Origin of the sequence: Rathayibacter sp. KR2-224, from assembly GCF_049446075.1 — a bacterium.
Taxonomy (GTDB): Bacteria; Actinomycetota; Actinomycetes; order Actinomycetales; family Microbacteriaceae; genus Humibacter.
Genome location: NZ_JBMSEB010000003.1, coordinates 420,093 through 446,934, shown reverse-complemented (window position 1 = coordinate 446,934; position 26,842 = coordinate 420,093). Strand labels below are relative to the sequence as shown.

The following is a 26,842-nucleotide window of genomic DNA, read 5'->3' as shown; positions in this document are numbered from 1 at the left end:
GGTGTCGCGAGCGCCAGGCGTCCGCTTCGGCGATTCTTTCACAGGTCGACTGAATTGACATACGAAACATCGGATGTTTAGTCTGAGGCATCATGAGCACGATCGTCGGCGTAGACACCAGGGACGTACGGTTCCCCACCTCTCTCTCACTCGACGGATCGGACGCCATGAATCCCGATCCCGACTACTCGGCCGCCTACGTCACGATCCGCACAGATGCCGAGGACGGGCTCGAAGGACACGCGTTCGTGTTCACGATCGGCCGAGGAAACGACGTGCAGGTGGCGGCGCTCGACGCGCTCAGCGACCATCTGCTGGGGCGCGACACCGAGGAGCTCCTCGCCGACATGGGCGCGGCATCCCGCCTGCTCGTGCACGACTCTCAACTGCGGTGGCTCGGGCCCGAGAAGGGCGTGATGCACATGGCGATCGGCGCGATCGTCAACGCCCTGTGGGACCTGCGGGCGAAGCGAGCGGGCGAGCCCCTGTGGCTGCACCTGTCGAGGCTGAGCCCGGAGGAGCTCGTCTCCCTCGTCGACTTCCGCTACCTCACCGACGCCATCACCCCCGATGAGGCGTTGAGCATCTTGAAGGCGGCAGAGCCGGGGCGCGAGGAGCGCATCCGGCAGCTGACGGCCGACGGGTATCCGGCCTACACGACGACGCCCGGATGGCTCGGCTACTCCGACGACAAGCTCGCGAGGCTGTGCCGTGAAGCGGTCGAAGCCGGATTCGGGCAGGTCAAGCTGAAGGTCGGCGCCGACCTGGCCGACGACATCCGCCGGTTCCGCATCGCCAGGCAGGTGCTCGGGCCCGGCTATCGCATCGCTATGGACGCGAACCAGCGCTGGGGTGTTCGAGAGGCGATCGACTGGGTGAAGGCGCTCGCGGAGTTCGATCCGATCTGGATCGAGGAGCCGACGAGCCCCGACGACATCCTCGGGCACGCGGCGATCGCTCGGGGCGTGGCGCCCATCCAGGTGGCCACCGGTGAGCATGTGCAGAACCGTGTCGTGTTCAAGCAGCTGCTGCAGGCGGGCGGAATGCAGGTGATGCAGATCGATGCCACGCGCGTCGGCGGAGTGAATGAGAACATCGCGAACCTGCTTCTCGCGGCCAAATTCGGGGTGCCGGTGTGCCCGCACGCCGGCGGCGTGGGTCTGTGCGAAGCCGTGCAGCACCTCTCGATGTTCGACTTCGTCGCTGTGACGGGCACGATGGAGCACAGGATGATCGAGTACGTCGACCACCTGCACGAACACTTCGCCACACCCGTCGTCATCGACAACGGACGCTACGTGCCGCCGGCGGCGCCGGGAGCGGGCACCGAGATGCTGCCCGCTTCGCTCGACGAGTTCGAATGGATCGCCGCGCGGGCCGAGGCCGCGGAGAAGGCGCAAGCAGCGGCCCGCGTCGTTGGCTGAGCCGCAGCGTCAGGGATCATCGGCGACGCGTCTCACCCCGGGATGCGCGCTCGGCTTGGGCGGAGCATCCATCGGCAACCTCTACCGCGCCGTCTCCGATGAGCAGGCGGACGAGGCGTTGCAGGCGGCGTGGAACGGCGGCATCCGCTACTTCGACACCGCACCCCACTACGGGCTGGGTCTGAGCGAGCGCAGGCTCGGCCGGTTCCTGAGGCAGAAGCCGCGTGAGGAGTACGTGCTCTCCACGAAGGTCGGACGCCTGCTCGAGCCGAACCCCGCATTCGCCGGCGGTCGTGACCTGGCGCACCAGTTCGACGTGCCCGACGATCTCGTTCGGCGATTCGATCCGAGCGAATCGGGCATCCGACGCAGCCTCGAGGATTCCCTCGAGCGACTGGGGCTGGACCGCGTCGACATCCTCTACCTGCACGATCCGGATGCCTACGATCTCGACCGCGGGCTGCGCGAGGGCCTTCCCGCGCTGGCGAAGCTTCGAGACGAGGGCCTGGTGAGCCAGATCGGCATCGGAGTGAACGATGCAGCTGTCGCCGCCCGCGCCGTGCGGGAAGGCGACCTCGACCTCGTCATGATCGCCGGCCGTTACACGCTGCTCGAGCAGTCGGCGTTCGATGAGCTGTTGCCGGTGTGCCGGGAGCGCGGCGTGCGGGTCGTTGCCGCAGCGGTCTACAACTCCGGACTGCTCGCGCACGCCGAACCACCCTCTGACGCGAAATACGACTACGCGGTCGCGGCGCCGGATCTGCTCGAACGAGCCAGGAAGATCGCCGGCATCTGCGGCAGGTTCGGAGTGGAACTGCCCGCAGCGGCGCTGCAGTATCCGCTGCGCGACCCGGTCATCGCCTCCGTGGTCGTCGGAACAGCCAACCCGGAGGCCGTGCGGCAGAACCTCGCGAGGGTCGACGCACCCATTCCGGATGAGCTGTGGCAGGCGTTCGCCGCGGACGGCCTCATCCCGGCCTGACCGCCCGTGCCGGCGGGATCCGGTCGCTCACTGCCCCAGCGTCGCACTGCGAAAAATCGGAGATCCGAGGAGACACGCTGCCTTCCGGTGCGACATGCCGGGCGCCGTGTCGGTTCTCCGATTTTTGCGGTGTTTGGCACTCAGCTCAGGCTGTAGAAGCGCTCGGCCGTCACGTGCTCGATCGCCGCGAGGTCGGCATCCTCGAAGCCCGCGTCGAGCGTTGCGCGCATCACCCGTTCGCGCCACCCGGCGAACGTGCCGCCGGCACCCGTCAGCGCGCTGACCGGCCAGTCGCTGCCGATCATCGATCGTTGCGGAGCGAAGGCACGAAGCGCGTGGGCCAAGAACTCGTGCGCGTGATCGTCGAGGGCCTGCGAGCTGGATGCCTCGGCCGCCAGGCCGCTCAGCTTCACGTGTGCGCGAGGCAGCAGGGCGAGGCGATCGATCGCGCGCGCCCACGCGTGGCCCGCCGTGCTGTGTATGCCGTCGTCGACCGGCGGTTTGCCCAGATGATCGAGGACGACGTTCAGCTCGGGAACTCGCTCGAGAACATCGATGACGGTGTCGAGCTGACGGTGCCGCACGCAGACGTCGAAGGTCATGGCGCGCTCGGCGAGCACGCGCAGGCCGTCCAGAAGAGCAGAGGTGCTGCCGGAATCGTTGAGCAACTCGTCCGGCTCGTCCTGCAAGAGGTGACGGATGCCTGCGACGCGCACCCTGCGCAGGCGGGCATCCCGCTCCCCGAGCGCGACCAGCGCGTCCAGGTGACTCTCGAGGCCCGAGCCGGAGCGCAGGTCTGCATCGGCGACGATCGCTGCGAGTTCCGGCCAGGCATCCGTCATGCCGGTGACCCACCGCACCTCCTCGCTCGCCTGCTCCACGCGGCAGCCGGCCTGAACGAAGACGTGGCGCGTGGTGGCGCCGCCCGCCCGGTCGATGTCGTTCGGTAAGAAGGGTCGGTCGAGTCGTTCGAAGCCCCGGAGCCATGGGTAGCTCAGACGGGCCGGGTTCCACACGTGAACGTGCGCATCGACGAGCGGCGATCGTGGAGGAGCTTCCGGGTCGCCCACGTCAGTCGATGCCCATGTCGTCGATCACGACACGCCGCGTGCCTTCGTCCACCGGACGGCTGTCGGTCGTTCCGACCTTCCGCCCTCGCTGCTCCTCGAGCTCCCACACCGGATGGAGCGGCACGTACCCGGGACGACCGTCCGGACCCAGAAATCCCTCGACGAACTCTCCGACGTGCGCCTGCCACCTGCTGTCCGCCTCATCGGACCGGATGACCCGCATGGCCGCCTCGAAGTCGTCGCACTCGACGAGGTGGAACAGGTGATCGCCAGAGCGCCAGATGGTCCAGTCCCGGATTCCGGCCCGCTCGAAGAGTGCCACCAGGTCGTCTGGCACGCTCCCGTGTTCGCGCAGGTAGTCGTCGGCCGCTCCTGGGCGAAGGGTGGAGTGCAGCGCGATCCTCATGGCTTTCGACCTCCTCAGGCGGTCGCGCCCAGCGCCGCCCGCAGCCACTCCTCGATTCCGGCGATGTGCGTGAGGGAGTGCGCGGCCGCCAGCTCGGCGTCTCGTTGTCGCAGAGCGCCCAGGATGGCTCGATGTTCCGCGATGGTGCGCTCAGTGGCGCCCTCCTGGGTGAGCCCCCGCCAGATTCGAGCACGAACCGTGTCGCTCGAGATCGACTCGATCAGTTGCGCCAGGTAGTCGTTTCCGCAGGCCGCACTGATGGCGCGGTGGAACTCCAGGTCGTGCTGAACGAGCATCTCCACGTCGCCGCCGACGGCGGCGCGTTCGAGCAGGTCGTCCAGTGCGCCCAGCTGCTCGTCGGTGATGCGGGGCGCGGCGAGAGAGGCAGCGGCGGGTTCGAGGATGCGGCGCACCCCGAAGATCTCAAGCACCGACCGGTCGTCGTGAAGATCGACCACGAACGACAGCGCCTCCAGAAGCAGCCGCGGCTCAAGACTCGTGACGTATGTGCCGTCGCCACGGCGCACATCCAGTACGCGGATGACCTCGAGCGCTTTCACAGCTTCGCGCAGCGAGGAGCGCGAGAGACCGAGACTCTCGCTGAGCTCCTTCTCCGGGGGAAGGCGGCCGCCTGGGGCGAGCCGCCCGCTGGTGATCATCTCCTTGATCTTGAGGATCGCCTCGTCCGTGACGGCCATACGCGCGATCCTACAGTCTCACGTGCCAAAGATCGGATGTCTGCGTGACGTGCCAGCTCGCCCGTCCTGTCACAATGGAATGCGGAACCGCATCAATGACGACGGCCGGCGTCGGGTGCGCCAGCCGCACGGACGCAAGGAACTCCCATGGCACACGGATTCACGGTAGGCATCGTCGGCGCGACCGGTCAGGTCGGCACGGTCATGCGTGGCATCCTCGCCGAACGCGACTTTCCGGTGGATGCCCTGCGGCTGTTCGCGACGAGCCGTTCGGCCGGTCGCACCCTCGAGTTCAAGGGCGAGCAGATCGTCGTCGAAGACGTCGAGACCGCCGACCTGTCCGGCATCGACATCGCGCTGTTCTCGGCCGGTGCGACCGGCAGCCGTGCGTACGCGCCCAAGTTCGCAGCAGCCGGTGCCGTCGTCATCGACAACTCCAGTGCGTGGCGCATGGACCCCGAAGTTCCGCTCGTCGTGAGCGAGGTGAACCCGGAGGCCATCGCGGAGGCTCGCAAGGGAATCATCGCCAACCCGAACTGCACGACCATGGCCGCGATGCCCGTGCTCAAGGTGCTCGACGCCGAGGCCGGCCTCGAGCGGCTCATCGTCAGCACCTACCAGGCCGTCAGCGGGTCCGGGCTGGCCGGAGCGCAGGAACTGGCCGAGCAGGCGGAAGCGGCAGTGGCATCCGGCCACCTGCTCGACCTCGTGCACGACGGCTCAGCCGTCGACCTGCCCGAGCCGGTGAAGTACGTGCGACCTATCGCGTTCGACGTCGTGCCGCTTGCCGGATCGATCGTCGACGACGGACTGAACGAGACCGACGAAGAGAAGAAGCTGCGAAACGAGAGCCGCAAGATCCTCGGCCTGCCCGGCCTGCTGGTGAGCGGCACGTGCGTTCGCGTGCCCGTCTTCACGGGTCACTCGCTGTCGATCAACGCCGAGTTCGCGCGGCCGATCACGCCAGAGCGCGCGACTGAACTGCTGACGGATGCCCCCGGCGTCGAGCTCGCGGATGTCCCGACCCCGCTTCAGGCGGCGGGCAACGACCCCAGCTACGTCGGTCGCATCCGGCAGGACGAGGGTGCTCCCGAGGGTCGGGGACTAGCGCTGTTCATCTCCAACGACAATCTGCGCAAGGGCGCAGCTCTCAACGCCGTGCAGATCGCGGAACTCATCGCAGCGAACCTGCGCACGGCCGCGACCGTCTGAAACGTCGCGACCGTCTGAAACGTGTAGGCGTGGCCGCCTGACGTCAGTGCGGCGCGGAGTGCGACAGGCGGATTCGGGCGGCTCCGTCACCGGTCGGACTGCGGAGTCGTAGCACCCGTGGCCGCCGGAGCGGCGCCATCCGCGGCGTGCGTCGCATCGGCATCCATCGCTCCCGAGCCTCGCACGGCTCGCGCTCGCCGCGAGCGGGTGATGGCGCCGACGACAATCGCGGCGACCGCGATCACGAGCGGGTAGACGAGGTTGGCGCCCTCGAGCGCAAGCAGGCCGAGAACGAGCAGGCACGAGAGCAGCGACATCCACCAGCCGAAGGTGCGGCGCGGCAGCAGCACGATGGCGCTCGCAACGCCCATCGCGTAGATGGCGGCGCCCAGGCTCGTGTGCACCAGGATGACCGGCTGCAGGTCGGGCAGCCAGGCGACGACGGCGAAGTACGCCGCCATGAGCACAGCGCTCAGCAGGAGGCCGCGTCGGGCGATTCCACCGCGTTCGGCTCCGTGCCCGAACCAGGCGGGCAGGTCGCCGTCGCGACCCATGGCAGCTCCCAGCTTGCTGAACGCCGCGAAATACGCGTTGAAGACACCGACGACCACGATCACCGCCACGCAAGCGACCACCACGCCCCAGCCGCGACCGAGTCCGACCGTCACCAGGTCGAGCAGTGGGGCATGCGAAGCCCCGACCTTCGGTCCGAGCACCCCGACCACGACCGTCTGAATCGCGATGTACGAGACCGAGACGATGGCGAGCGCCAGCGCGGTCGCGCGCGGGATGTCGCGCCTTGGCCGCGCGAATTCTCCCGCGATCCCGGCGACGGCCTCCCAGCCTGCGAAGGCCCAGATGTAGAGGCTCATGGCGACCCCGATGCCGCCAACGCCGTGGGGGAGGAACGGTGTGAAGTTCGATGGCCGCACGTCGGGCGCGGCGGCCGCGAGGGCGAGCACGAGGATGGCCATGAGGGCTGCGCTGAGCAGCAGCTGCACCCACCCGGCGAACCGCACCCCGAAGACGGTCACGGCCGTCGGCACGGCGATGAGGGCCGCGGCCACCGCGATCACCGTTCCGCGGTCTCCGCCGATGATGGCCACCACGTACTGCGCGGTCATGATGGCGGCCACCGGCGCACCGATGGGGGTTCCGAAGTAGAACCAGTAGCCGACCACACGAGCGGCTCCCGGCCCGAACGCGCGGCGTGCGAACGTGGCAACCCCGCCGGCGTCGGGATGCCTGGTCGACAGGGCAGCGAACGTGGATGCCAGCGGAACCGAGATCGCTGCGAGCGCGGCGACGGCGAGGATCGCACCAGGACCCGCCGCCCGAGCGGCGAGCGCGGGAAGCAGCAGGATGCCCGTGCCCAGCACCGCCGCCACGTACAGCGCGGTGCCTTGGGCGAGTCCGATACCGCGATGCTGCTCGATCGTCACCCCGACATTCTGTGCGGAACCACCGACGGGGAATGCCCGGTTTTCCGCCGGTGACCGGATGTTGGCGGGACCTGTCCGGATCATTACCCCGCAGTGTTGGTTCCTTGCTCGTGCCGAAGCGAGCGGGCGCGATGGATGTCGCCCCGACCGCGTCGCCGCCGCACCTGCGCGGCAGAGGTGCGGCCGATGGGGCACCCTAGAGCGATGACCGGCATCCAGACGGCCGTCGACGTCGTCGACTGGCGCCGCCGCGTGTTCGCGCTGTACGAGCTCGTGCGTGACCTCGGCGAGGAAGACCCTGCGGCAGCCCATGCTGCCTGGGTGGTCGAGCGCGATGCTCTGTTCGCGACGCATCCGTCGACGCCGCTCCTGCCCGAGGACCGCCAAGGGTTCTCAGGGTTGCCGGTGCCCCGTTACGACCCGGCGTGGCGCTTCGAGCTGCCGATCGAGGCTGCCGAGCCCGCACAGCTCGACGTCGAGACCGGGACGGACGGCGTCGTGCCGTTCGAGCGGATCGGCGCTGTGCGCATTCCCGATGTGGGGTCGCTCGACGTCTGGCGGTTGCGCACCTATGGCGGTGGGCTCTTCGTGCCCGTGAAGGATGCTTCGGCGGGCCGCCCAGGAGGAACCTACGGCGGTGGCCGCTACCTGCTCGACACGATCAAGGGCGCCGACCTCGGACCAGGGCGTCGGGCGGGCACCCTCGTGCTCGACTTCAACTTCGCCTACAACCCGAGCTGCGCATACGACCCCGCATGGGCGTGCCCGCTCTCCCCGCCTGGCAACACCGTGACCATCGAGATCCCCGTAGGGGAGAGGTACAACGGCTGAACACCCGGCGACGGCACGAGTCGAAGGTGCGCCACTCAGCGGCGCGCGAAGCGCTCAACCGCCGGTAGCGAGCATCCGTGCCGCCACGTCTTGATGCGCGAGTCGCCTGAGCGCGACCACGACGGGCTCGTAGAGCGCGGTCCCGAGCACGGCGTATTCGATCGCTGCCGATGCTTCCGAGGGGGAGAAGGCAGCAGCCGTCGCGCTCCCGTTCGCGGGGGAAGGCCCGCCGCGAGGCTCGTGCGGGGCATCCGTTCCGGCGCCAGGCGCCGGCATCATGGCGATGTCGAGCTCGGCCATGCTGTGCAGCGCTTGCCCGTACACCTCGAGCCGCTCCACCGTGATGGGTATGCCGGCATCCGCCACCGCCTGAAGTGCGGATTCCAGCTGCGCCGTGGCCGCGAAGTCTCGGTCGTACGTCCAGCCGAGTCGCTCGATTGCCGCCTCGGCCAGCGGATGCTCCCGGCCGGCTGATCGCGGCAGGTACGGCGGTAGCGCCTCGATCGCTCTGCCCAGCGTGGTGAACAGGTCGTCGCGCGGATGCTCGATCACATCGAGCACCACCTTGATCTGCGCGATGGGGAGGCCCGCGAGCTCGGCAAGCGACCGGATGAGCCGCAGCCGCCGAAGGTGGTCGTCACCGTACTCGGCCTGGGTCGCGCCGCGGGATTCACCCGCGGGCAGGATGCCCTCCCGCAGGTAGTACTTGATGGTCGCGACGGGCACCCCGCTGCTCCGACTCAACTCCGAGATGCGCATGCAACCCCTCGCGTCACTCCGGCCGGCTTTGGCTCTTGACATCGATAGTACGACTATCCAATATGGATAGCGTAACTATCCAGTCCGGGAAGAGGCGACCATGACCACGAGCATCCAGACGCTGCTCAGCCCGTCCACCACGATCACCGCAGGTGTCGTGCTCCTCACCGTGATCGGCATCGCCTACGGCGGCACATTCATGCTGCGGGTAGTCACGGGAAAGCAGGGTGCGAACGCCCTGCAGAAGTCCTTCTTCCGCGCAGGGCACGCGCACGCGGGAGTGCTGGTCATCCTCGGCCTGGTCGTTCTGCTCCTCATGGCGGCCGCCGGGGTGGGTGTGTGGGGAGAGGTGGTCGGCATCGCCGTGCTCTGCTGCGCACTGCTCATCCCCGGCGGGTTCTTCTTATCGGTGATCGGGAGGGATCCGCAGAAACCGAACGCCTGGAAGGCGCTCATCTGGGTTGGATTCACGGTGCTCACGCTCGCGATGCTGTGCGGAGGCATCCTGCTCATCGCGGTCGGCGTAGCGCACGCGTGATGGTCGGTCACGGTCCGCGCAAGGCCGTGGACCTCGTGGTTTGGCGGGCTCCGAAATGCTGCCCGGCAGCGACGGCGTCGACACGACCATAGAATTGTGCGAGTGAGTGATTCCCGAGGCCCGTTGGACGTCGTCTTGATCGGTGGGGGCATCATGAGCGCCACGCTCGGCACCATGATCCAGCGTCTGCAGCCCCAGTGGCGCATCCGGGTCTACGAGACACGCGGCGAGGTGGCGCAGGAGAGCTCGAACCCCTGGAACAACGCCGGCACAGGCCACGCCGCGCTCTGCGAGCTCAATTACATGCCAGAGGCGAAGGACGGCTCCGTCGACCCCGCCAAGGCGATCAGCATCAACGAGCAGTTCCAGTTGAGCCGCCAGTTCTGGGCGTCGCTGGCCAGCAAGGGTGAACTTCCCACTAGCTTCATCAACTCGACCCCGCACATGACGTTCGTGCGTGGCGGAGAGAACGTGAAGTACCTGCGCAAGCGTTACGCCGCGCTGAAGGATCAGCCGCTGTTCGCGGGCATGGAGTACTCCGAAGACCACCGCGTCATCCGGGAGTGGGCGCCCCTGCTCATCAAGGGACGCAAACGCGAGCCCATCGCGGCCACTCGTATCGAGAGTGGAACGGATGTCGATTTCGGCGCGCTCAGCAGGGCGCTGTTCGACGGAATGGCCGAGCGCGGAGCCGAGCTGTGGCTGAACAGCAAGGTCAAGAGCATCCGCCGCACCAAAGACGGCAACTGGCGGCTCAAGGTCAAACACCTCGTGGGCAACACGCCGCACACCGTGGATGCCCGGTTCGTCTTCGTCGGCGCAGGCGGCGGTGCACTGCACCTGCTGCAGTCCTCGGGCATCGAGGAGATCAAGGGATTCGGCGGGTTCCCGATCAGCGGACAGTTCCTCCGTACCACAAACCCCAAGCTCGTCGCGCAGCACAAGGCCAAGGTGTACGGCAAGGCGGCGGTGGGCGCGCCGCCCATGTCGGTGCCGCACCTCGACACCCGTGTGGTGAACGGCGAGACGTCGTTGCTGTTCGGTCCATACGCCGGGTTCAGCCCGAAGTTCCTGAAGAAGGGCTCGTGGTGGGATCTGCCCGGCTCAGTGCGGCCCGACAACCTCGGGCCGATGCTCGCCGTCGCCCGCGACAACCTCGATCTCATGAAATACCTGATCGGAGAACTGCTCGCATCCCGCGCCAAGAAGGTGCAGGCCCTGCAGGAGTTCATGCCGACCGCCAATGGCGAGGACTGGGAACTCATCACTGCAGGCCAGCGGGTGCAGGTGATGAAGAAGGATGCCAAGCGCGGCGGAGTGCTGCAGTTCGGCACCGAGGTGGTCGCGGCATCCGATGGCTCCATCGCGGGCCTGCTCGGCGCCTCGCCGGGCGCCTCGACAGCGGTGCCGATCATGCTCGACCTGCTCAAGCAGTGCTTCCCCGGGGAGTGGGATGCGTGGGAGCCCAAGCTTCGGGAACTTATCCCGACCATGGGCACCACCCTCAACGACCGACCGGAGAAGGCCGCCGAGGTGATGGCCGAGACGTCGAAGGTGCTGGGCCTCGAGGCCTGACCCGCCGCTTCTAGCGCGACCGTTGCGCCAGGTGTGCGTTGTTGCGCCAGGCTTTGTGGCGCAATCGCCACGAGCTGGCGCAGTCGCGCCGTGGACGACGTGGACAGTGACTCGCAAGTCTGGTAACGTCTCGCACGCTATGAAGAACTGACCATCCTTCGTCCCGCGCATGAGGCTCGACCCCTGCGGATGCGCGACACATCGATGTCGCACCGCAGCGCACCCGACGAAGAACGGTCACCGTCCCCGTGACGGCCGCCTTGCGCGCACTTCATGGAACGATCGGCTGCTTCTGACCTCGGGGGCCAACGCCCGGCGGGATCCTCGCGCTCGGCATCCGTCGGCAGCGACTCGCTGTCGCGGCACCTGACGTCGTCGACGGATGCCGGGCGAACCGAATCCAGGCCGACGCGGCTCATCGAGTCCTCGGCCGCCCAAAGGCGGTTCCATGCCAGTGCGTTCCTCATCCCCATCTACTCCATCCATCCACAGCCCGGTCGTTCAGCGGTCGTTTGCGGATGTCGACATCGCGACTCCTGCGATCGGCGCGGAATACAGCCGTGCCGATCACGTGCGCGCGGACGGCGTCTCGCTCAGCTACGGCCCGCGTGTCGTGCTCACGGATGTCTCGCTCACGGTTCCACCCGGCGCGCGCGTTGGGCTGATCGGCGAGAACGGCGTCGGAAAGTCCACGCTTCTTCGCGTGCTCGCCGGCGTCGAAGCACCCGATCGCGGCTCCGTCGCGCGTCCGTCCCGCACCGGATTCCTCTGGCAGGAGGTGCGCTTCTCGCCAGACGATTCCCTCGAGTCGCTCATCGAGGATGCCCTCGCCGACGTGCGAGCCGTGGAGCGGCAACTCGATGCTGCCGGGATCGCGCTGGGGGAGGCATCCGATGACGACGAACTCGCGCGGGCATCCGCCGTGTACGAGGCGGCGCTCGCGGGCGCCGAGCGAGCGGATGTCTGGAGCGTCGACTCCCGTCGTGATCGCGTTCTCGCCGGCTTGGGTGTGCAGGGCATACCGCTGGCCCGCACACTCGGCGAGGTCTCCGGCGGACAGCGCAGCAGGTTCGCCATGGCCGCACTGCTGCTGAGCCGGCCAGACGCGCTGCTGCTCGACGAGCCGACCAACCACCTGGACGACGACGCGGTCGAGTTTCTGCAACGGCAGTTGGTCGAGTGGAACGGTCCCGTGCTCTTCGCGAGCCATGACCGGGTGTTCCTCGACACGGTCGCAACAGCGCTCGTCGACCTCGACCCTTCGCGAACGAGCCTCGCGGCGCGCGTTGCCGACGGACAGGGTGGCGCGGCCGCAGGGTCCGGACGCGCGGCGGTGCAGGCATCCGGGAACGGAGCCACGGTGTTCGGACGACCATCGAGCGGCGAGGGCGTGTTCACGGCCTACCTCGCGCACAAGGCGGCCGAACGCGAGCGTTGGGAGCGTCAGTACCGCGACGAGCAGGACGAACTGAACAGGCTCAAGCACTCCGCAGCAGTGACCGCACGATCCACGCATGCCGCACGCGCGCCGAGAGACAACGACAAGTTCATCGGCGTGTTCAAGGGCCAGCGGGTCGACGCCCAGATCGCCAGGCGGGTGCGGAACGCTCAGGGCCGAGTGGACGAACTCGAGCGCAACCAGGTGCGAAAGCCGCCGGCACTGCTGACGTTCTCGGGCATCCCGAGCGGTGCCCACGGGCTGGACGAGTCCGCGGGCACGTTGATCCAGGTCACGGATGCCAGCGTCGACCACCGCCTGCAGTGGACCGGATGCGCGTCGAGCCCGACGCTCGGATGCTCATCACCGGCCCGAACGGAGCGGGCAAGTCGACGCTGCTCGGGCTGCTCGCCGGCACGATCCAGCCGGACTCCGGCTCCGTGACACGGCGCAGGGGACTGCGGGTCGGGCTTCTCGAGCAGGACGTGCGCTTCGCGGATCCGTCGGCCACGCCCCGCGCGGTGTACGAGAAGGCGCTGGGCGAACGGCGCGCGGAACAACTGCCGCTCACGTCGCTCGGCCTGATGGCGCCGCGCGACCTCGACCGTCCGGTCGGGGCGCTGTCGGTAGGGCAGCAGCGCCGGTTCGCGCTGGCGCTGATTATCGCGCGTCCGCCGCACGTGTTCCTCCTCGACGAGCCGACGAACCACCTCTCGCTCGCGCTCGCGGGTGAACTCGAGGATGCCCTCGGCGGCTACCCGGGAGCGGTTGTCGTGGCGAGCCACGACCGCTGGCTGCGGCGGCGCTGGACGGGCGCCGAGCTGGGACTGGCGCCCATGCGGTGAGGCCAGGGCCCGGTCCCGGGCCAACCTCATTTCAGGATTGCAGGGCCGGCGTCGACATAGTGTGGGCGCGGCGCCCGATGTCCTGAATAAGGGTTGCGTCTGTCCGGAAAGACCTTCACCGCGGTTCGCCGAGACTCGCAGAAGCAAACGGTACTCGACCCGTGCGGCTTGCCTTTTGCTCGAAGAAATGTTCGAATAGAGCGGTGCGGTGGAGCGGTCAAGAAGTCACGGTGGAGCAGCCGGATGCCTTGCCGGGCCTGGCAAAAATCAACAACCTCGTGCGGTCGGTGCGCACTCCCGAGTTCGCTGGCGTGACCTTCCATGAGGTGCTCGCGAAGTCGGCGCTCAACAAGGTTCCCGGCGGCGGAGGGAGCATGCCGTTCGGCTGGACCATCAACCCGTACCGTGGCTGCCAGCATGCATGCCTGTACTGCTTCGCTCGTCCCACTCATCGTTACCTCGACCTCAACATGGGAACCGACTTCGACCGCGAGATCATCGTCAAGGTGAACGTGGCCGAGGTGCTGCGGAAGGAGCTCGCGAAGCCGAGCTGGGGCAGGCATCCGGTCGCTCTGGGCACCAACACCGACCCGTACCAGAGGGCGGAAGGCCGCTACCGGCTGATGCCGGGCATCATCCAGGCGTTGGCGGACTCGGGCACCCCGTTGAGCATCCTCACCAAGGGAACCCTGCTGCGCCGCGACCTCGATCTCTTGGCGGATGCCGCCACGCGCGTCCCCGTCGACCTCGCGATGTCGATCGCGGTCTACGACGACGAGCTGCAGAAATCGGTGGAGCCCGGAACGCCGAGCACGAAGGCGAGGCTCGAGACGGTGCGGGCCGTGCGCGAGCACGGGCTCCAATGCTCCGTGTTCATGATGCCGATCCTGCCCTACCTCACCGACTCCAGGGCCCAACTAGATGCGGCGCTGGCCGCGGCCAAGGATGCCGGCGCGAGCTCCGTGCTGTACACGGCTCTGCATCTGAAGCCGGGGGTGAAGGAGTGGTACATGATGTGGCTCGAGCGCGAGCATCCTGAGCTCGTGCCGAAGTATCGGGCGATGTACGGCTCGAAGACGTATGCGCCGGTGGAATACCGCAAGTGGCTGGCCGCCAGGATGAAGCCGCTGATCGCGGCGCACGGGTTGCTCAGAGGCGAAGAAGACCCGGTGACCGGCGGGGTGCGCTCGGAGGCGCTGAACTCGTTGCGGAACGAGAACGGCGACCGGGTGTTTTTCGATCCGGCTACAGGCGATAACGCGGCCGCAACGGGTCCATCAGGAGCACCACCGCCGGTTTCGGCCGAGGAACGAGTGACGCTGTTCTGACGATGCGGCGCCGCCCACAGCCGGCTCTGGCCCGATCGGGGTACAACGCAGGGGTACAGGAAAGGATGTTCGCATGCCATAATCCTCACGATGTCTCTCGGGGTTCCGGCCCAGGTGGCGCGCGAGGCCGGCAACCACGCGATCGCTCGGTCCACTCAGATAGCCGCGCTGATCTGCTTATCGGCAGCGCTGGCATCCGTTCTCGCGCCAGGAGTGTTCCTGTCCGGTGACGTGCGCTGGTGGGCAGCCGGATGCCTGCTCCCGATGGTGGCCGTCATGATCCTCGTGATGACGAGGCCCAGTCTGCCTGCGTTGGTCGCCTACATCGCGGTCGGGGTGGCATCCACGTTCGCCTACACGGTCGCGTTGCTCGAGCAGACGGTCACGTACACCGACACGAACCTGTTCGTGGTCGCCTTGCCGCTTGTCGCGCTCATGCTGATCGGGGGATCCGGCTCGGATGCCAGGGTCGGCGTGCTCTGGGCGACTCTCGCGTACGCCGCGGGTGACGTGGCCGTATTCGCGGCGGCCGTCGTGGCGGGGCGCGACTTCCGCTTCGACTCCATCTCGCTGGCGACGTATGTGCTGTTCATGGCGCTGCTGCTCTTCCACGGCGTCACCCGCAGCGCATATCGCGGCACGCACACGCTGATCCTCAGGATGCTCCGCCAACAGCACGCGGACGACCTGCGCAGCGCCGTGACAGCGGAGCTGCGTGCCGAACTGCACGACACGACCCTGAGCGAACTGGCCGCGATAGCAAGCATCCCGCCCGGTCCCGTCTCCGATCGGCTTCGGTCGCGGCTGCAGGCAGACATCCGTCATTGGACGGAGGAGGCGCAGCGCGCGGATCCGCGCGGGTCGGCCGACGATGGGGGGTGGCGTGCCAGCGAATTGGCTCACGCTATCGCCCAGGCCAGAGATGCTGGGCTGGTCGTCGAAGTGACGGGCGATCTCTCGCCGTACGCGTCGCTGGAGTCGGATGCCCGCCGGGCGCTGGGTCTTGCGGCGCGGCAGTGCCTGGTCAACGTACTGAAGCACTCAGGGCAGTCGTCCGCGGAGGTGATGCTGTCGGCCTCCGGTGGCTCGGTCTCACTCGTCGTCGTGGACGGCGGTCGAGGGTTCGACGTCGGCACACTCGCCGGCCAAGGGAACGACCGGTTGGGGCTGCTTCACTCCGTGATCGACAGGGTCGAGCGCGTGGGCGGTTCGGTCTCCGTGTTCTCGAAGCCGGGAGCGGGGACATCCGTTCTGATGGTGGTGCCCGCGGAACCGGTCGGTGGGTCGGCCTGATGACGCACGTCATGCTCGATCGGGCTCCCGCCCGCCTCGACCCGATCGGGGCCGCCGCGGCGTGGGGCCTCGCGCCTCTGGTGTCGGCTCTTGCCGTCGGCTACGCCGTGCTGGAGAGCATCATCAACCGAAGCGAGATCGTGCATCCCGCGTTCGCCGTCGTCGCGGTGATCCTGCTGATCGGTGCGGGCGTGATTCTGTCGATCGCCGCGCATCCGAGCATCGCGCGCCTTGGCAAGGGAGGTGCCGCGCTGGCCGTGTGCGTCACGCTCTCTGCGGCAGCGTGTTCTGCATTCGCCACCTGGGGGCACAACCGACTAGTGCAAGACGACTGGGGCCAGATCGGCGTTGGCCTCATCATCTTGGGTCTGCTCTGGATGCGCCCGCCGTGGGAGATCATCGTCTTCGGCCTGCTCGGGGCACTCGTGGTGGGCGTGCTGGCTGCGGAGCAGCACGCGTCGTTGCAGATCGCGAACACGCCGTACGTCTACGCCGTCGTTGCGGCGACTCCCGTGCTCGTCCTCGCGGCAGCGGCGGCGACCAGTGGGGCGGTCCTTGCCCGGTACAGCACGGAGTGGATCGCCGCCTCCGAGCGGGGTATGCGGGCCCTCGAACCGGAGTTCCGAAATCTGGAGCAGGAGGCCCTGCGTCGTGAGCAGCTCGAGGAGCTGCGGCGGGCCACGTTCCCGCTGCTGGCATCCGTAGCCGAGCGCGGCGAGATCACACCCGACGACATCGTTGCAGCGACCGACGTGTCAGCTCAGCTCCGCGAGCACGCATTGCAGCAGCTACGCATCACGTGGGTCGATCGCCTGCGCGAGGATGCGGGCATCGCGACGAGCGCCGTGGATGACGAGGACGGCTTGCTGGCACGCATGCCGGCAGGGGAGCGTGCGACGTTCAGCGCGTGCCTGCTCGAGTTGCTTCGGCTCGGCGCATTGGACGCGTCAACGGTTGCGATCGGCGTGCGACGTGCTCCCACTGCGGCGGTCGCGGAACGCGCCGAATTCCAGCTGTCGGCCGGTCTTGCTGCAGACTGGCGGTTTGCACGACGTGCGGCTCGCCCGTTCGTCAGCGTGCTGCGCTCGCTCAGCGGCGACGCCGCGATCACCAGGAACGGTTCGAGCATGATCATGAGGTTCGGCTTTGTCGCAGCGTGAGGTCCGTACGCCCGTGCGGGTGGGCATCCTCGACGACCACGAATTGCTGCTCGACAGTCTTTCGAATTGGATCCGCGAGCACGAACCGCTGTTCGACCTCGTAGTGGCTGCACCGACGTGGGTGGAGCTCGTGCATTCGCCGGCCTTTCCGACCGACCTCGTGCTGATGGACCTCAACCTGAGTGAGAAGGTGTCGATCGAGGCGCGCGTGCGCACCTGCCGAGCGGCCGGGGCATCCGTGATCGTGCTCACAGCCCTCGATACGCCGGACGACCGCGAACGCTGCCTCGCCGCCGGGGCTCTTGCATTCTTGTCGAAGGCGCAACCGGTGCGAGAGGTGATGGCGACCGCGAAGGCGGTCATGGGGCTAGCGGATCCCGACCCCACCGAGAGCACGCGCGTCACGGAAAGCGCCCTGCCACTGGTGAAGCCGAAGCTCAGCGATGGCGAACGGCTGGCCCTGCAGCTGTACGTGGAGGGGAACTCGACGTCGGAGGTGGCACGGCAGATGAACGTGCAGTTCGAGACGGCGAAGACCTACCTGCGACGCGTGCGGGAGAAGTACACGCGGGTGGGACGCCCCACGAGCACCAGAGCCGACCTCATCCTCCGTGCCGCGGAGGACGGCCACCTGACCTGACGGAATGGGTCTTCCGAGCGGCCCCGGCGGGGCGGGAGCACTCTACGATAACGGGGTGGCGAAACTGTACTTCCGGTTCGGGGCGATGAACAGCGGCAAGAGCACCGCGCTTCTGCAGGCTGCATACAACTACGAGGAGCGCGGGCACCGCGTGCTGCTCGCGAAGCCCGCGATCGACACGAAGGGCGACGCGAGCATCGTCTCCCGGCTGGGTGTCGCGCGTGACGCCGACTTCACGATCGACGCGGAGGCGGATCTCTACCACCGGTTCCAGATGCTGCGCGAGCGCACGGTCTCGCGCTACGGACGCGATGTGAGCTGTCTGCTCGTCGACGAAGCCCAGTTCCTGACGGAGACGCAGGTGGACGACCTGCTGCGGATCGCGATTCTGGAGGATATTCCGGTGCTGGCATATGGCATCCGCACCGACTTCCAGACCGTCGCGTTCCCTGGCAGTCGTCGGCTGCTCGAAGTGGCGCACAGCCTCGAGGAACTCAAGACGATCTGCCGATGTGGGCGCAAGGCCATCTTCAACGCGCGCACCATCAACGGCGTCTTCGTCTTCGACGGGGACCAGGTGGCGATCGAAGACGGCGATGACGTCGTCTACCAATCGCTATGCGGCGCGTGCTATCTGCAGGAGAGCGGCGGAGTGCTCAACAACGGCCGTCGTCGCTGGCCCTTGACCGGCTCGGCCGTCGCTTACGCGAGCGAACCCGACCCCGACTTCACCTGACGCCATCCGGTGCGCATCCTCTTCGTCTGCCGGGGCAACACGTGTCGTTCGCCGATGGCGGCGCAACTGCTTCAGCATCGGCTCAGAGGCGTCGACGACTTCGCCATCGGTAGCGCGGGAACGGATGCCATCGCGGGCGACCCGATGACAGCGCTCGCGAGGCAGTACGTGCTTCGATCAACCGGCTGCGCGAGACAGCATCGTGCCCGACGGTTGGCGCCGCCGCTGCTGGACCGTGCGGACCTCGTGCTGACGATGACCGAGGACGTCCGCCGTGACGTCGCTGAAATGGAGCGTGCCCGCTCGCATCGCATCTTCACTCTTGTGGGCTTCACCCAGTCGGCCGGCGCGCGATCGAACGGGTCGGAGGACATTCTCGATCCTTACGGGCTCGGGCCCGCCGCCTACCACCATGCCGGCGGTCGGATCGCGGCGGCGGTCGGCAGGCTTGCACGGACCCTGCTCGCCGCTCGCTGACCGATGCCGTCCACTGTCGGTGGCCGACGCCATGATTGCGGCATGTCGATCACATTGCTTCAACCAGACGGCCTCGTGAAATCGCCCGCCTTCAGCCACGTTGCGGTGGTGCCGCCACACGCGACGACGGTCTACGTCGGGGGCCAGAACGGCGTCGACGAGACGGGAAGGGTGGTATCGGTCGACGTCGCCGCGCAGTCCGTGCGCGCACTGGACAACGCGGTCATCGCTTTGAATGCTGCCGGCGCCACGCTGAGCGACGTGATTCAGTGGACCATCCTCTTCGACCAGGGAGCTGATCTGAACGCGGCGTACGGAGCGATCGCCGCGAAACTCTCGCGCGACGGTGCCCCGCCTCTGGTCACCGCCGCCCGCGTCGCGGGCCTCGGCGTGCCCGGCGCCCTCATCGAGATCACCGCGGTGGCCGCCATCAGCGCCGAGTAACGGAGCCCAGATTTGCGAGGCGCGGGGCGCCCGCGGGAATCCTCGCGCGCCCCGACGGTTGAACTGAGGGTGACTGAATTGCGCAAGGTACCCCTCAACGTGCTCGATCTGGCCAGCCGAGAGGCCGGCGCGAGCAATGCGGATGCCGTGGCGGGGAGCATCCGCCTCGCGCAGGCCGCAGAGTCGCTCGGCTATGAGCGATTCTGGGTCGCTGAACATCACGGGATGCCCGCGGTCGCCTCCAGCGCACCCGCCGTGTTGATCGCCGGTGTCGCCGCTCGCACCGAGCGCATTCGCGTGGGGAGCGGGGGAGTTATGCTGCCCAATCACGCGCCGCTCGTCGTGGCGGAGCAGTTCGGCACGCTTCGCGCCCTGTACGGCGACCGCATCGACCTCGGCATCGGTCGCGCACCCGGTACCGACCAGGTCACGGCGGCCGCTCTGCGACGGAGCCCGGATGCCTTGGGTGCCGAAGACTTCCCGCAGCAACTCATCGACCTGATCGGCTTCTTCACCGGAGGGTTCGGGCCGAACGACCCTCTTGCGGGCATCCACGCGGTTCCCGGCCTCGGTGACCAGCCCGAGATCTGGCTGCTCGGCTCGAGCGGATACAGCGCGCAGGTGGCGGCCGCGCTCGGCCTGCCGTTCGCGTTTGCGCATCACTTCGCGGGAGAACACACCGAAGAGGCGCTGAGCCTATATCGCGAGAAGTTCCAGCCCAGCGAGACCCTGCAAAAGCCGCACGCCATGATCGCAGTGACAGTGCTCGCCAACGACGACCCGGAAGAGGTGCGCAGGCAATCGCTCCCCGGAGCTCTCTCGTTCCTGCAGATGCGTCGTGGGCAGAAGCCCGAGCCGGTGTCGGTCGAGGAGGCGTCTGCATACCAGTTCAGCCAACTCGAGCTCGACTTCATCGCTCAGCGCAACGCTCGCCAGGCCCACGGCACACCGGATGTCGTGCGCGACCGGCTCGCCTCACTGCTCGCGTCGACCGGCGCAGACGAGCTGATGGTCGCGTCGGGCGCAGCCGAGCTGGATGCCCGCGTGCGCTCCCTCGAGATCGTCGCGGAACTCTTCGCAGATTGACCCCGCACCTTAGTTGACAGGGAGCTCGTGGACGTAGCTCGCTAACGGAGTACGGTCGGCCGGCGCAGCACGCAATATGTGAAGAGGGCCCAGCCTTTCGGCTGGGCCCTCTTCACATATTGCGTCGGGGTGCGCCCCATGCCTCCCCCGAACGCGGCGGGCCGCGTCCGGGGCCCCTCGGCACGTGGACCCCGCCCGACACGTGCGAGTTGCATGCAAAGGGGGCCCAGCCTTTCGGCTGGGCCCCCTTCACATACAACGTCGGGGTGACAGGATTTGAACCTGCGGCCTCTTCGTCCCGAACGAAGCGCGCTACCAAGCTGCGCCACACCCCGATGGCCTCGGAAGGCCTCAATAAGAATACACGCTGGTGAGGCGCCGACTTACCGAGAGCAGCCGGTGCTGGCGACGCATCCGGCCAGTCGATCGCTCGTTCCTGCGCCGGAAGAAGAACCTCGGACGCACTAGCCGTTGCCGTTCCCGGGGCCCTTGCCTGGGCTAGGCGGGTTGGGACCGTTCCCGGGGTTGCCACCGTTACCACCGGTGTTACCGCCGGTGCCCGGCGACGGGGTGGTCTTCGGCTTCGTCGGGGTGCTGCCGTAGATCAGCTTGTTGTCGGGGGCCGGGAAAGCACCGCCGCCGTAGACGCTGTCGAGCGCGGTCTGGATCTGCTTGACCACGGAGAATTTCACGTTGTTGCCCTGGACGCCCTTGAAGTACACGTAGTGCATGTCGGTCGCGCCAGAGATGAGGCCGATCCACGTCGCCTGGGCGACCTTCGGAGTGGATGTCACCAGCCAGTTCTCGTGGGCATAGTCGGTTGTTCCCGTCTTGCCCATGATGGGCACCCCGTCATTCGGGTTGGCGCCCGTCGCGGTCCCCGCCGTGAGCACGTGCTGGAGCGCCCACGTGGCGGTTGCAGCGATGTTCTGGGGGATTGCCTGCGTGCAGGTCGTCTTGGGCACGGCGATGTCTTTGCCGTTGGCATCCAGCGCCTTCTCGATCGCCACGGGCGTGCACATGCGTCCTCCGTTGGCGATGCCCGCGTATGCCTGCGCCATCGTCATCGGCGAAATGTAGTTCGTGCCGATCACCATGGGCGGGTTGACGACCCAGGGGTTGCCGCCTTGGGTAGGCGGCGCGGGGTTGGCGGAGTGCACGCCGAGAGCCTGGGCAGCGTTCGAGATATCGCAGAGGTTGAGCTTTGTTGCCATCATCGCGAATGCCGTGTTCACCGACGCCTCCGTCGCCTGCAACACCGACATGGTGCCGCCTTCCGACGACTCGTCGTTCGCGACATTCCAGATCACGTTGCCGAACCCATCACCGCAGGTCGCGAACTGCGACTCGGGGAACGAGTGCACGTTTGCGTTCACCGACTCGTACAGGGAGTGTCCAGCCTCGAGCCACGCGACCAGGTCGAAGGCCTTGAACGACGAGCCGGTCTGGAACCCGCTCGAGCCGCCGTAGTCGAAGTCGGTCGTGTAGTTGACCGACGTTGTGCCAGGCGGTGCGTTGCTGCTGTCGTCGAACTGCTTGTTCTCCACCATCGTCACGACATGACCGGTCCCGACTTCCATCGAGACGTTCGCTCCACCGAGGTCGAGGTTGCCGTAGGTCGGCGGGATGTAGTTGCTCAGCGCGGCCTGGGCGGTGTTCTGGAGGTCCAGGTTCAGGGTCGTGTACACCTTGAGTCCGCCCTGCTGGAACTGCGCCTGGCGTTGCTCGGCGGTCTTGCCGAACGTCGGATCCGTCAGCATGATGCGCCGCACGTAGTCGCAGAAGAAGCCGGCGTCGAATTGAACCGCGCTGGAGCATCCGGAGTCCTTGGGCGTGATGTGCGCCTCGATCTTGGTGGCGACCGCCTGCGTGTATTCATCCTTCGTGATCTTGTGGTTGACGAGCATCCGCTGCAGCACGTAGTCGCGCCGCTCCTTCGTAGCGGGGAAACCCTTGGCCGCCACGTTGTCGGACGATGAGGACTGGTCGTCGATGCGCAGATAGTTCGGGTTGTTCAGAATCGCGATCAACGTCGCGGCTTGGGGGAGGGTGAGGCTCTTCGCGTCGGTGCCGAAGTAGTACTGGGCCGCGGCCTGTACGCCGTAGACCCGGCCGCCGAAACCGACGATGTTGAGGTAGCTGAGCAGGATCTGGTCTTTGCTGTACCTCTTGTCGATGCCGATGGCGTAACGGATCTCCTGGATCTTGCGCTGCACCGTGACACCGGTCGCATCGATGTAGCAGGACTCGAACTTCGCCTGCTGCTTCTTCTGCACTGCCGGGTCGGCATCAGGGTCGACCGCGTCTTGCTGCTCGCAGCGCTGCACCAGGATGTTCTTCACGTACTGCTGCGTGATCGACGAGCCGCCCTGCACATCCTTTCCGGTCGCGGTCGACAGCGCCCCGCGCACGGTACCGAACACGTCAATGCCGCCCTCGCTGTAGAAGCGGGGGTCCTCCGTCGCGACCGCGGCATCCTTGATCGACTGGGAGATGCCCTCCCACGGCACATCTTCACGGTTCTGGGCGTAGAAGGTGGCGATGGGCACCGGCTGCCCGCCCTTGGTCGCGTAGAACGTGGTGGTCTGATCCAGCGGTTGCGGCGCGAGATAGTCGGGCAGGCCGTCGAACATGCTCGTGCCGTCGCTGACCGCCAGGGATGTCACGGCCACGGCAGGCGTGACCGCGCTCACCACGAGGACACCGGCGACGGCGCTCATCGCGACGAATCCGACGAGAGCCCCAAGGGCCTGAAGACGCGAAGATGTCACCCTTTCGAGGCTACGCGCGGCAAGGCCGCTTCGTCAGGGTTGACATCCGGGATGTCGTGCCCAAACTTGGCGCTAGCCGCCGGTGGAGGGTGGGTTGGTCGCCCCTCCACCGCTGCCGCCGCCGGTACTGCCGCCCCCGCTGGTCCCGCCGCCCGTGCCGGATCCGGTTCCCGAGCCGGTGCCGTTCCCCGAACCACTGCCGTTCCCCGAGCCGGTGCCGTTCCCGGATCCCGTTCCGTTCCCGGATCCCGTGCCGTTTCCGGTGCCGCCCGTAGTACCCGTGCCTGGGCTCTGCGAGCCGCCCGACGAGCTGCCGTTGCCAGCTGACCCACCGTTCTGGGTCGTGCTCTTGGAAGTGCCGTACAGCAGCGAGCTGGGTGGCGTGGTGAACTCGGATCCGCCGTAGGAAGCATCCAATGCCGCGAGAATCGTGCGGTCGGCGTAGAACTTCGCGTACGCGAGTTCTGTGCCGTTGTAGTCGTAGTCGCGCAGGTCGTGGGTGCCGGAGATCTGACCGACCCAGGTGGCGTTGGCCACCTTCGAACTCGACGTCACGAGCCAGTTCTGCTGATAGCTGTCGGTCGTGCCGGTCTTCGCCAGGATCGGGGTTCCATCGTGTGGGTTGGCCGAAGTCGCGGTTCCAGCCGTGATGACGTGTTCGAGGGTCCAGGCGAGCGCGGCGGCCACGGTCGATGGAATGGCCTGCTTACAGGTGGACTTCGGCACTGCCACGTTCGCGCCGCTGTTCGTCACGATCTTGTCGATGGCGACGTTGCTGCAGTAGATGCCGTTGTTGGCGATCGCGGCGTATGCCGTCGCCATGGTCAACGGCGCGATGTAGTTGGTTCCGATCACCATCGAGGGCACAATCTGGAACGGGTTGCCGCCCTCGCTCACCGGCGCCGGGTTGGCCGAATGCACGCCGAGCGCCTTTGCAACATTGGCGATGTTGCAGAGGTCGAGCTGGGTGGCCATCTGCATGAAGGCCGTGTTCACCGAAGATTCGGTCGCCGACAGCACGCTCATGCTGCCGCCCTCGGACGACGTGTCGTTGCTCACCGGGTACGAGCCTCCGCTCAGCTGCCCGCCCTCGCAGGATGCGTTGAAGGAGCTGAACGGGAACGGATACCCGGAGTAGTGCGCATTGACCGTCTCGTATGCGGTGTGCCCCGCCTCGAACCACGCCGCGAGGTCGAATGCCTTGAACGAGGAACCGGTCTGGAAGCCGTTCGATCCGCCGTATGCGTAGTCGGTGTTGTAGTTGATCGCGGTGCTGCCGGCTGCGCCGCTGCCGGTGTCGTCGTAGGTCTTGTTCTGCACCATGGTCACGATTCGCCCGGTGCCGACTTCGACCGAGTCGTTGGCACCGCCGATGTCCACCTGAGGATCGGTTGCGGGCACATAGGTGCTGAGCGCCTTCTGCGCTGTTGCCTGGAGGTCGAGGTTCAACGTCGTGTACACATTCATGCCGCCGCGCTGCAACTTGAGCTCGCGGGCATCCGCTGTCTTGCCGAACGCGGGATCCTGCAGCATGACGTGCTCGACGTAGCTGCAGAAGAAGCCGGCGTCGTACGCGACTGCCGACTGGCATCCCGAAGACACAGGGGTGATCTTCGGCGTGATCGGGCTGGCGACCGCCTGCTTGTACTGAGCCTGCGTGATCGACTTGTGCACGAGCATCCGTTGCAGCACGTAATTGCGCCGCGCTAGCGTCAGCTTGAACTTGTTCGTCGCGTTATTCGACGGGTTTGCGGACGCGTCCTGATCGATCCGCAGGTTCGCGGGGTTGTTCAGCATGGCGACCAGGGTCGCGGACTGGGGGAGCGTGAGGTCTTTCGCATCCACGCCGAAGTAGTACTTGGCGGCCGCCTGCACGCCGTAGACCTGCCCACCGAACCCGACGATGTTGAGGTAGGACTGCAGGATCTCCTTCTTGCTGTACCGCTTGTCGAGCCCGATCGCGTAGCGGATCTCCTGCAGTTTGCGCGCCACGGAGACGCCGGCGGCATCCTGGTAGCACTGCTCGAACTTCGTCTGCTGCTTCTTCTGAACGGCGGCGGACGCGGTGGGGTCGACCTGGTCGTTCTGGTCGCAGCGCTGCACCAGGATGTTCTTCACGTACTGCTGCGTGATCGACGATCCGCCCTGCACGTCGCCGCCGGTCGTGGTCGCGAGGGCTCCGCGGACGGTGCCGAGCACGTCGATGCCGCCCTCGGTGTAGAAGCGGGGGTCTTCGGTGTCGACCGCGGCGTCCTTGACCGTCTGCGAGATCTGGCTCCACGAGACGTCCTGGCGGTTCTGCGCGTAGAACGTCGCGATGGGCACCTGCTGGCCACCCTTGGTGGCGTAGAACGTGGTCGTCTGGTCCAGCGGCTGCAGAGAGAGGTAGTCGGGCAGTCCGTCGAACGTGCCTGCCGCGTCGCTGACCGCAAGCGAGGTCACCGTCGCCGCCGGCGCCATGGCTGCAGCGACGAGCACACCCGCCACCGCGCTCATCCCCACGAAGGCGGCCACCGCTTTCCAGAATGTGCCAGTCGTCTTCACCCGAGAACCGTATGCGGGCACTCTGACCTCTCGGTCAGCGCCGCCTATGTCGCCTCTCAGAGAAGGCGCAAGAACTGCCGAGAGCCACGTGCGGTCGACCGCTGGAAGACGGCCAGGGAGGGTCCGACGTCAGCGGATGTTCGTCCCGTCGAACTGCGCGTCGCGCGGCACGAGCGTGAGCAGCGTCGCCTCTGGACGGCAGGCGAATCGGACGGGTGAATAGATGGACGTACCGAGGCCCGCTGACACGTTGAGGTACGCGACGCGCAGGGCGTGCGTCCAGGTGCTGAGCCCCTTCGCCTGGCGGCGAGGGAGGTCGCAGTTGGTGACCAACGCTCCAACGCCCGGAACGCACACCTGGCCGCCGTGCGTGTGCCCGGCGAAGATCATGCTCGCACCGTTCGTGACGAACGAATCCAGGATGCGCCTGTACGGCGCGTGCGCGACTCCGATCGGGACCGTTGGCGCGCTTGCACCGCGCGCTTCCGCGTCTTTCGGCCACGTGGCATCCGTCACCTCGGATGCCCTCAGCTCGTCGAGCTCGCCCGTCACCCGGTCGAGACGGTCGAAGTTGCGGTGCGGGTCGTCCACGCCGAAGAGTTCGAGCCTCGTGCCGTTCAGCGTCAAGGCGCCAGCGTGGTTGTTGAGGTCGAGCCAGCCGAGCTCACGCGTGAAGAAGCCCGTGAGCTCGTCCGTGTCGAGATTGGACGGTTTGACGTGCAGCGTCGACGGACCGCTGAAGTACCGCATGGGGTTCTTCGGAATGGGGCCGTAGTAGTCGTTCGACCCGTTCACGAAGACCCCGGGGATGCCTCGGAACGGCTCGAGCGCGTACTCCACGCCCTCGAAGCCGCGCTCGTGACCCAGATTGTCGCCCGTGTCGACGATGAGGTCGGGCGCGAACGCAGCGAGTGATCGGATCCACTCCTGCTTGTCACGCTGCCAGGGTGCCATGTGCAGATCACTCAGGTGCAGCACGCGAATCGGCTTCGACCCCGGAGGGAGCACGGGCGCGCTCACCTGCCGCAGCGCATACCAGCGCCGCTCGACGAGAGTGCCCCACAACAGAGCGCCGACGGATGCCACGCCCAGCGCGAGCCCGAGCGTTCCGACGGTGCTCCCACCGCGGTGGCGAGTCACCCG

24 protein-coding genes and 1 tRNA gene are annotated in these 26,842 nt (G+C 67.2%); 16 read left to right on the top strand and 9 right to left on the bottom strand.

Going from position 1 to position 26,842, the window contains the following annotated elements; translation table 11 throughout:
• Positions 1-92 precede the first annotated feature (92 nt).
• Together ACO2Q7_RS16975 and ACO2Q7_RS16970 are read left to right on the top strand one after the other, a co-directional pair.
• On the top strand, positions 93-1,424 hold the full coding sequence (locus tag ACO2Q7_RS16975) for an L-fuconate dehydratase (protein ID WP_423356889.1): 1,332 nt from the start codon (positions 93-95) through the stop codon (positions 1,422-1,424).
• The gene (locus ACO2Q7_RS16970) at positions 1,417-2,406 is read left to right on the top strand and encodes an aldo/keto reductase (protein WP_423356888.1); all 990 of its coding nucleotides are present in this window, start codon (positions 1,417-1,419) and stop codon (positions 2,404-2,406) included. Before ACO2Q7_RS16975 ends, ACO2Q7_RS16970 begins: the two co-directional genes overlap by 8 nt.
• Before the next feature lie 140 nt (positions 2,407-2,546).
• Here the strand turns inward: ACO2Q7_RS16970 and ACO2Q7_RS16965 are convergent, their stop codons facing one another.
• The 3 genes from ACO2Q7_RS16965 to ACO2Q7_RS16955 are packed head-to-tail and all read right to left on the bottom strand — an operon-like array spanning position 2,547 to position 4,580.
• Entirely contained in the window at positions 2,547-3,476 is a 930-nt protein-coding gene (locus tag ACO2Q7_RS16965; protein ID WP_423356887.1) for an amidohydrolase family protein, read from the bottom strand.
• Between the two features lies 1 nt (position 3,477).
• The gene (locus tag ACO2Q7_RS16960) at positions 3,478-3,882 is read right to left on the bottom strand and encodes an L-rhamnose mutarotase (RefSeq protein ID WP_423356886.1); all 405 of its coding nucleotides are present in this window, start codon (positions 3,880-3,882) and stop codon (positions 3,478-3,480) included.
• A gap of 14 nt (positions 3,883-3,896) precedes the next feature.
• Positions 3,897-4,580: a FadR/GntR family transcriptional regulator gene (locus ACO2Q7_RS16955; protein ID WP_423356885.1), complete on the bottom strand. Its 684-nt coding sequence runs from the start codon at positions 4,578-4,580 to the stop codon at positions 3,897-3,899.
• 147 nt (positions 4,581-4,727) lie between these two features.
• Between ACO2Q7_RS16955 and ACO2Q7_RS16950 the strand changes: the two genes are divergently transcribed.
• Positions 4,728-5,792, top strand: a complete 1,065-nt coding sequence (locus tag ACO2Q7_RS16950; RefSeq protein WP_423356884.1) for an aspartate-semialdehyde dehydrogenase — start codon at positions 4,728-4,730, stop codon at positions 5,790-5,792.
• Between the two features lie 86 nt (positions 5,793-5,878).
• Here ACO2Q7_RS16950 and ACO2Q7_RS16945 read toward each other — a convergent pair whose 3' ends face one another.
• The gene (locus ACO2Q7_RS16945) at positions 5,879-7,234 is read right to left on the bottom strand and encodes an APC family permease (protein ID WP_423356883.1); all 1,356 of its coding nucleotides are present in this window, start codon (positions 7,232-7,234) and stop codon (positions 5,879-5,881) included.
• A 204-nt stretch (positions 7,235-7,438) separates the two neighbouring features.
• Here ACO2Q7_RS16945 and ACO2Q7_RS16940 point away from each other — a divergent pair, with 204 nt between their 5' ends.
• Positions 7,439-8,065, top strand: coding sequence for a DUF1684 domain-containing protein (locus ACO2Q7_RS16940; protein ID WP_423356882.1), 627 nt, complete (start codon positions 7,439-7,441; stop codon positions 8,063-8,065).
• 54 nt (positions 8,066-8,119) lie between these two features.
• Here the strand turns inward: ACO2Q7_RS16940 and ACO2Q7_RS16935 are convergent, their stop codons facing one another.
• Positions 8,120-8,824 (bottom strand): MerR family transcriptional regulator, encoded by a 705-nt coding sequence (locus ACO2Q7_RS16935; protein WP_423356881.1) that lies wholly within the window; start codon positions 8,822-8,824, stop codon positions 8,120-8,122.
• Between the two features lie 100 nt (positions 8,825-8,924).
• On the opposite strand from ACO2Q7_RS16935, the gene ACO2Q7_RS16930 reads away from it, so the two are divergent.
• The 12 genes from ACO2Q7_RS16930 (at position 8,925) to ACO2Q7_RS16875 (ending at position 20,384) form a co-directional block, all read left to right on the top strand.
• Positions 8,925-9,362 carry a hypothetical protein gene (locus tag ACO2Q7_RS16930; RefSeq protein WP_423356880.1) on the top strand — a complete coding sequence of 146 codons (438 nt, stop codon included), beginning with the start codon at positions 8,925-8,927 and terminating at the stop codon, positions 9,360-9,362.
• Between the two features lie 102 nt (positions 9,363-9,464).
• Entirely contained in the window at positions 9,465-10,937 is a 1,473-nt protein-coding gene (locus ACO2Q7_RS16925) for a malate:quinone oxidoreductase (RefSeq protein ID WP_423356879.1), read from the top strand.
• 448 nt (positions 10,938-11,385) lie between these two features.
• Entirely contained in the window at positions 11,386-12,819 is a 1,434-nt protein-coding gene (locus tag ACO2Q7_RS16920; protein ID WP_423356878.1) for an ATP-binding cassette domain-containing protein, read from the top strand.
• Positions 12,708-13,220: an ATP-binding cassette domain-containing protein gene (locus ACO2Q7_RS16915; RefSeq protein WP_423356877.1), complete on the top strand. Its 513-nt coding sequence runs from the start codon at positions 12,708-12,710 to the stop codon at positions 13,218-13,220. The genes ACO2Q7_RS16920 and ACO2Q7_RS16915 overlap by 112 nt, the downstream gene beginning before the upstream one ends.
• A 203-nt stretch (positions 13,221-13,423) precedes the next feature.
• On the top strand, positions 13,424-14,548 hold the full coding sequence (locus ACO2Q7_RS16910; protein ID WP_423356876.1) for an Rv2578c family radical SAM protein: 1,125 nt from the start codon (positions 13,424-13,426) through the stop codon (positions 14,546-14,548).
• Between the two features lie 90 nt (positions 14,549-14,638).
• Entirely contained in the window at positions 14,639-15,841 is a 1,203-nt protein-coding gene (locus ACO2Q7_RS16905) for a sensor histidine kinase (RefSeq protein ID WP_423356875.1), read from the top strand.
• Positions 15,841-17,001: a hypothetical protein gene (locus tag ACO2Q7_RS16900; RefSeq protein WP_423356874.1), complete on the top strand. Its 1,161-nt coding sequence runs from the start codon at positions 15,841-15,843 to the stop codon at positions 16,999-17,001. Before ACO2Q7_RS16905 ends, ACO2Q7_RS16900 begins: the two co-directional genes overlap by 1 nt.
• Complete coding sequence (locus ACO2Q7_RS16895; RefSeq protein WP_423356873.1) at positions 16,988-17,641, top strand: response regulator; 654 nt, start codon at positions 16,988-16,990, stop codon at positions 17,639-17,641. The genes ACO2Q7_RS16900 and ACO2Q7_RS16895 overlap by 14 nt, the downstream gene beginning before the upstream one ends.
• 55 nt (positions 17,642-17,696) lie before the next feature.
• Positions 17,697-18,377 (top strand): thymidine kinase, encoded by a 681-nt coding sequence (locus ACO2Q7_RS16890; protein WP_423356872.1) that lies wholly within the window; start codon positions 17,697-17,699, stop codon positions 18,375-18,377.
• 9 nt (positions 18,378-18,386) lie between these two features.
• Positions 18,387-18,854: a hypothetical protein gene (locus tag ACO2Q7_RS16885; RefSeq protein ID WP_423356871.1), complete on the top strand. Its 468-nt coding sequence runs from the start codon at positions 18,387-18,389 to the stop codon at positions 18,852-18,854.
• A 42-nt stretch (positions 18,855-18,896) separates the two neighbouring features.
• Positions 18,897-19,298 carry a RidA family protein gene (locus ACO2Q7_RS16880; protein ID WP_423356870.1) on the top strand — a complete coding sequence of 134 codons (402 nt, stop codon included), beginning with the start codon at positions 18,897-18,899 and terminating at the stop codon, positions 19,296-19,298.
• A 69-nt stretch (positions 19,299-19,367) separates the two neighbouring features.
• Positions 19,368-20,384: an LLM class flavin-dependent oxidoreductase gene (locus ACO2Q7_RS16875; RefSeq protein WP_423356869.1), complete on the top strand. Its 1,017-nt coding sequence runs from the start codon at positions 19,368-19,370 to the stop codon at positions 20,382-20,384.
• A gap of 261 nt (positions 20,385-20,645) precedes the next feature.
• Here the strand turns inward: ACO2Q7_RS16875 and ACO2Q7_RS16870 are convergent.
• The 4 genes from ACO2Q7_RS16870 to ACO2Q7_RS16855 form a co-directional block, all read right to left on the bottom strand.
• Positions 20,646-20,719: transfer RNA gene (locus tag ACO2Q7_RS16870), tRNA-Pro, on the bottom strand.
• Positions 20,720-20,848: 129 nt separating this feature from the next.
• Positions 20,849-23,155 (bottom strand): transglycosylase domain-containing protein, encoded by a 2,307-nt coding sequence (locus ACO2Q7_RS16865; protein WP_423356868.1) that lies wholly within the window; start codon positions 23,153-23,155, stop codon positions 20,849-20,851.
• 72 nt (positions 23,156-23,227) lie between these two features.
• On the bottom strand, positions 23,228-25,699 hold the full coding sequence (locus ACO2Q7_RS16860) for a transglycosylase domain-containing protein (protein ID WP_423356867.1): 2,472 nt from the start codon (positions 25,697-25,699) through the stop codon (positions 23,228-23,230).
• Positions 25,700-25,828: 129 nt separating this feature from the next.
• The gene (locus tag ACO2Q7_RS16855; RefSeq protein WP_423356929.1) at positions 25,829-26,839 is read right to left on the bottom strand and encodes a metallophosphoesterase; all 1,011 of its coding nucleotides are present in this window, start codon (positions 26,837-26,839) and stop codon (positions 25,829-25,831) included.
• Positions 26,840-26,842 lie beyond the last annotated feature (3 nt).

Coding starts and splice junctions, on each gene's coding strand:
- ACO2Q7_RS16975 (WP_423356889.1), top strand. CDS start 93: ATGAGCACGATCGTCGGCGTAGACACCAGGGACGTACGGTTCCCCACC.
- ACO2Q7_RS16960 (WP_423356886.1), bottom strand. CDS start 3,882: ATGAGGATCGCGCTGCACTCCACCCTTCGCCCAGGAGCGGCCGACGAC.
- ACO2Q7_RS16955 (WP_423356885.1), bottom strand. CDS start 4,580: ATGGCCGTCACGGACGAGGCGATCCTCAAGATCAAGGAGATGATCACC.
- ACO2Q7_RS16950 (WP_423356884.1), top strand. CDS start 4,728: ATGGCACACGGATTCACGGTAGGCATCGTCGGCGCGACCGGTCAGGTC.
- ACO2Q7_RS16940 (WP_423356882.1), top strand. CDS start 7,439: ATGACCGGCATCCAGACGGCCGTCGACGTCGTCGACTGGCGCCGCCGC.
- ACO2Q7_RS16935 (WP_423356881.1), bottom strand. CDS start 8,824: ATGCGCATCTCGGAGTTGAGTCGGAGCAGCGGGGTGCCCGTCGCGACC.
- ACO2Q7_RS16930 (WP_423356880.1), top strand. CDS start 8,925: ATGACCACGAGCATCCAGACGCTGCTCAGCCCGTCCACCACGATCACC.
- ACO2Q7_RS16920 (WP_423356878.1), top strand. CDS start 11,386: ATGCCAGTGCGTTCCTCATCCCCATCTACTCCATCCATCCACAGCCCG.
- ACO2Q7_RS16915 (WP_423356877.1), top strand. CDS start 12,708: ATGCGCGTCGAGCCCGACGCTCGGATGCTCATCACCGGCCCGAACGGA.
- ACO2Q7_RS16905 (WP_423356875.1), top strand. CDS start 14,639: ATGTCTCTCGGGGTTCCGGCCCAGGTGGCGCGCGAGGCCGGCAACCAC.
- ACO2Q7_RS16900 (WP_423356874.1), top strand. CDS start 15,841: ATGACGCACGTCATGCTCGATCGGGCTCCCGCCCGCCTCGACCCGATC.
- ACO2Q7_RS16880 (WP_423356870.1), top strand. CDS start 18,897: ATGTCGATCACATTGCTTCAACCAGACGGCCTCGTGAAATCGCCCGCC.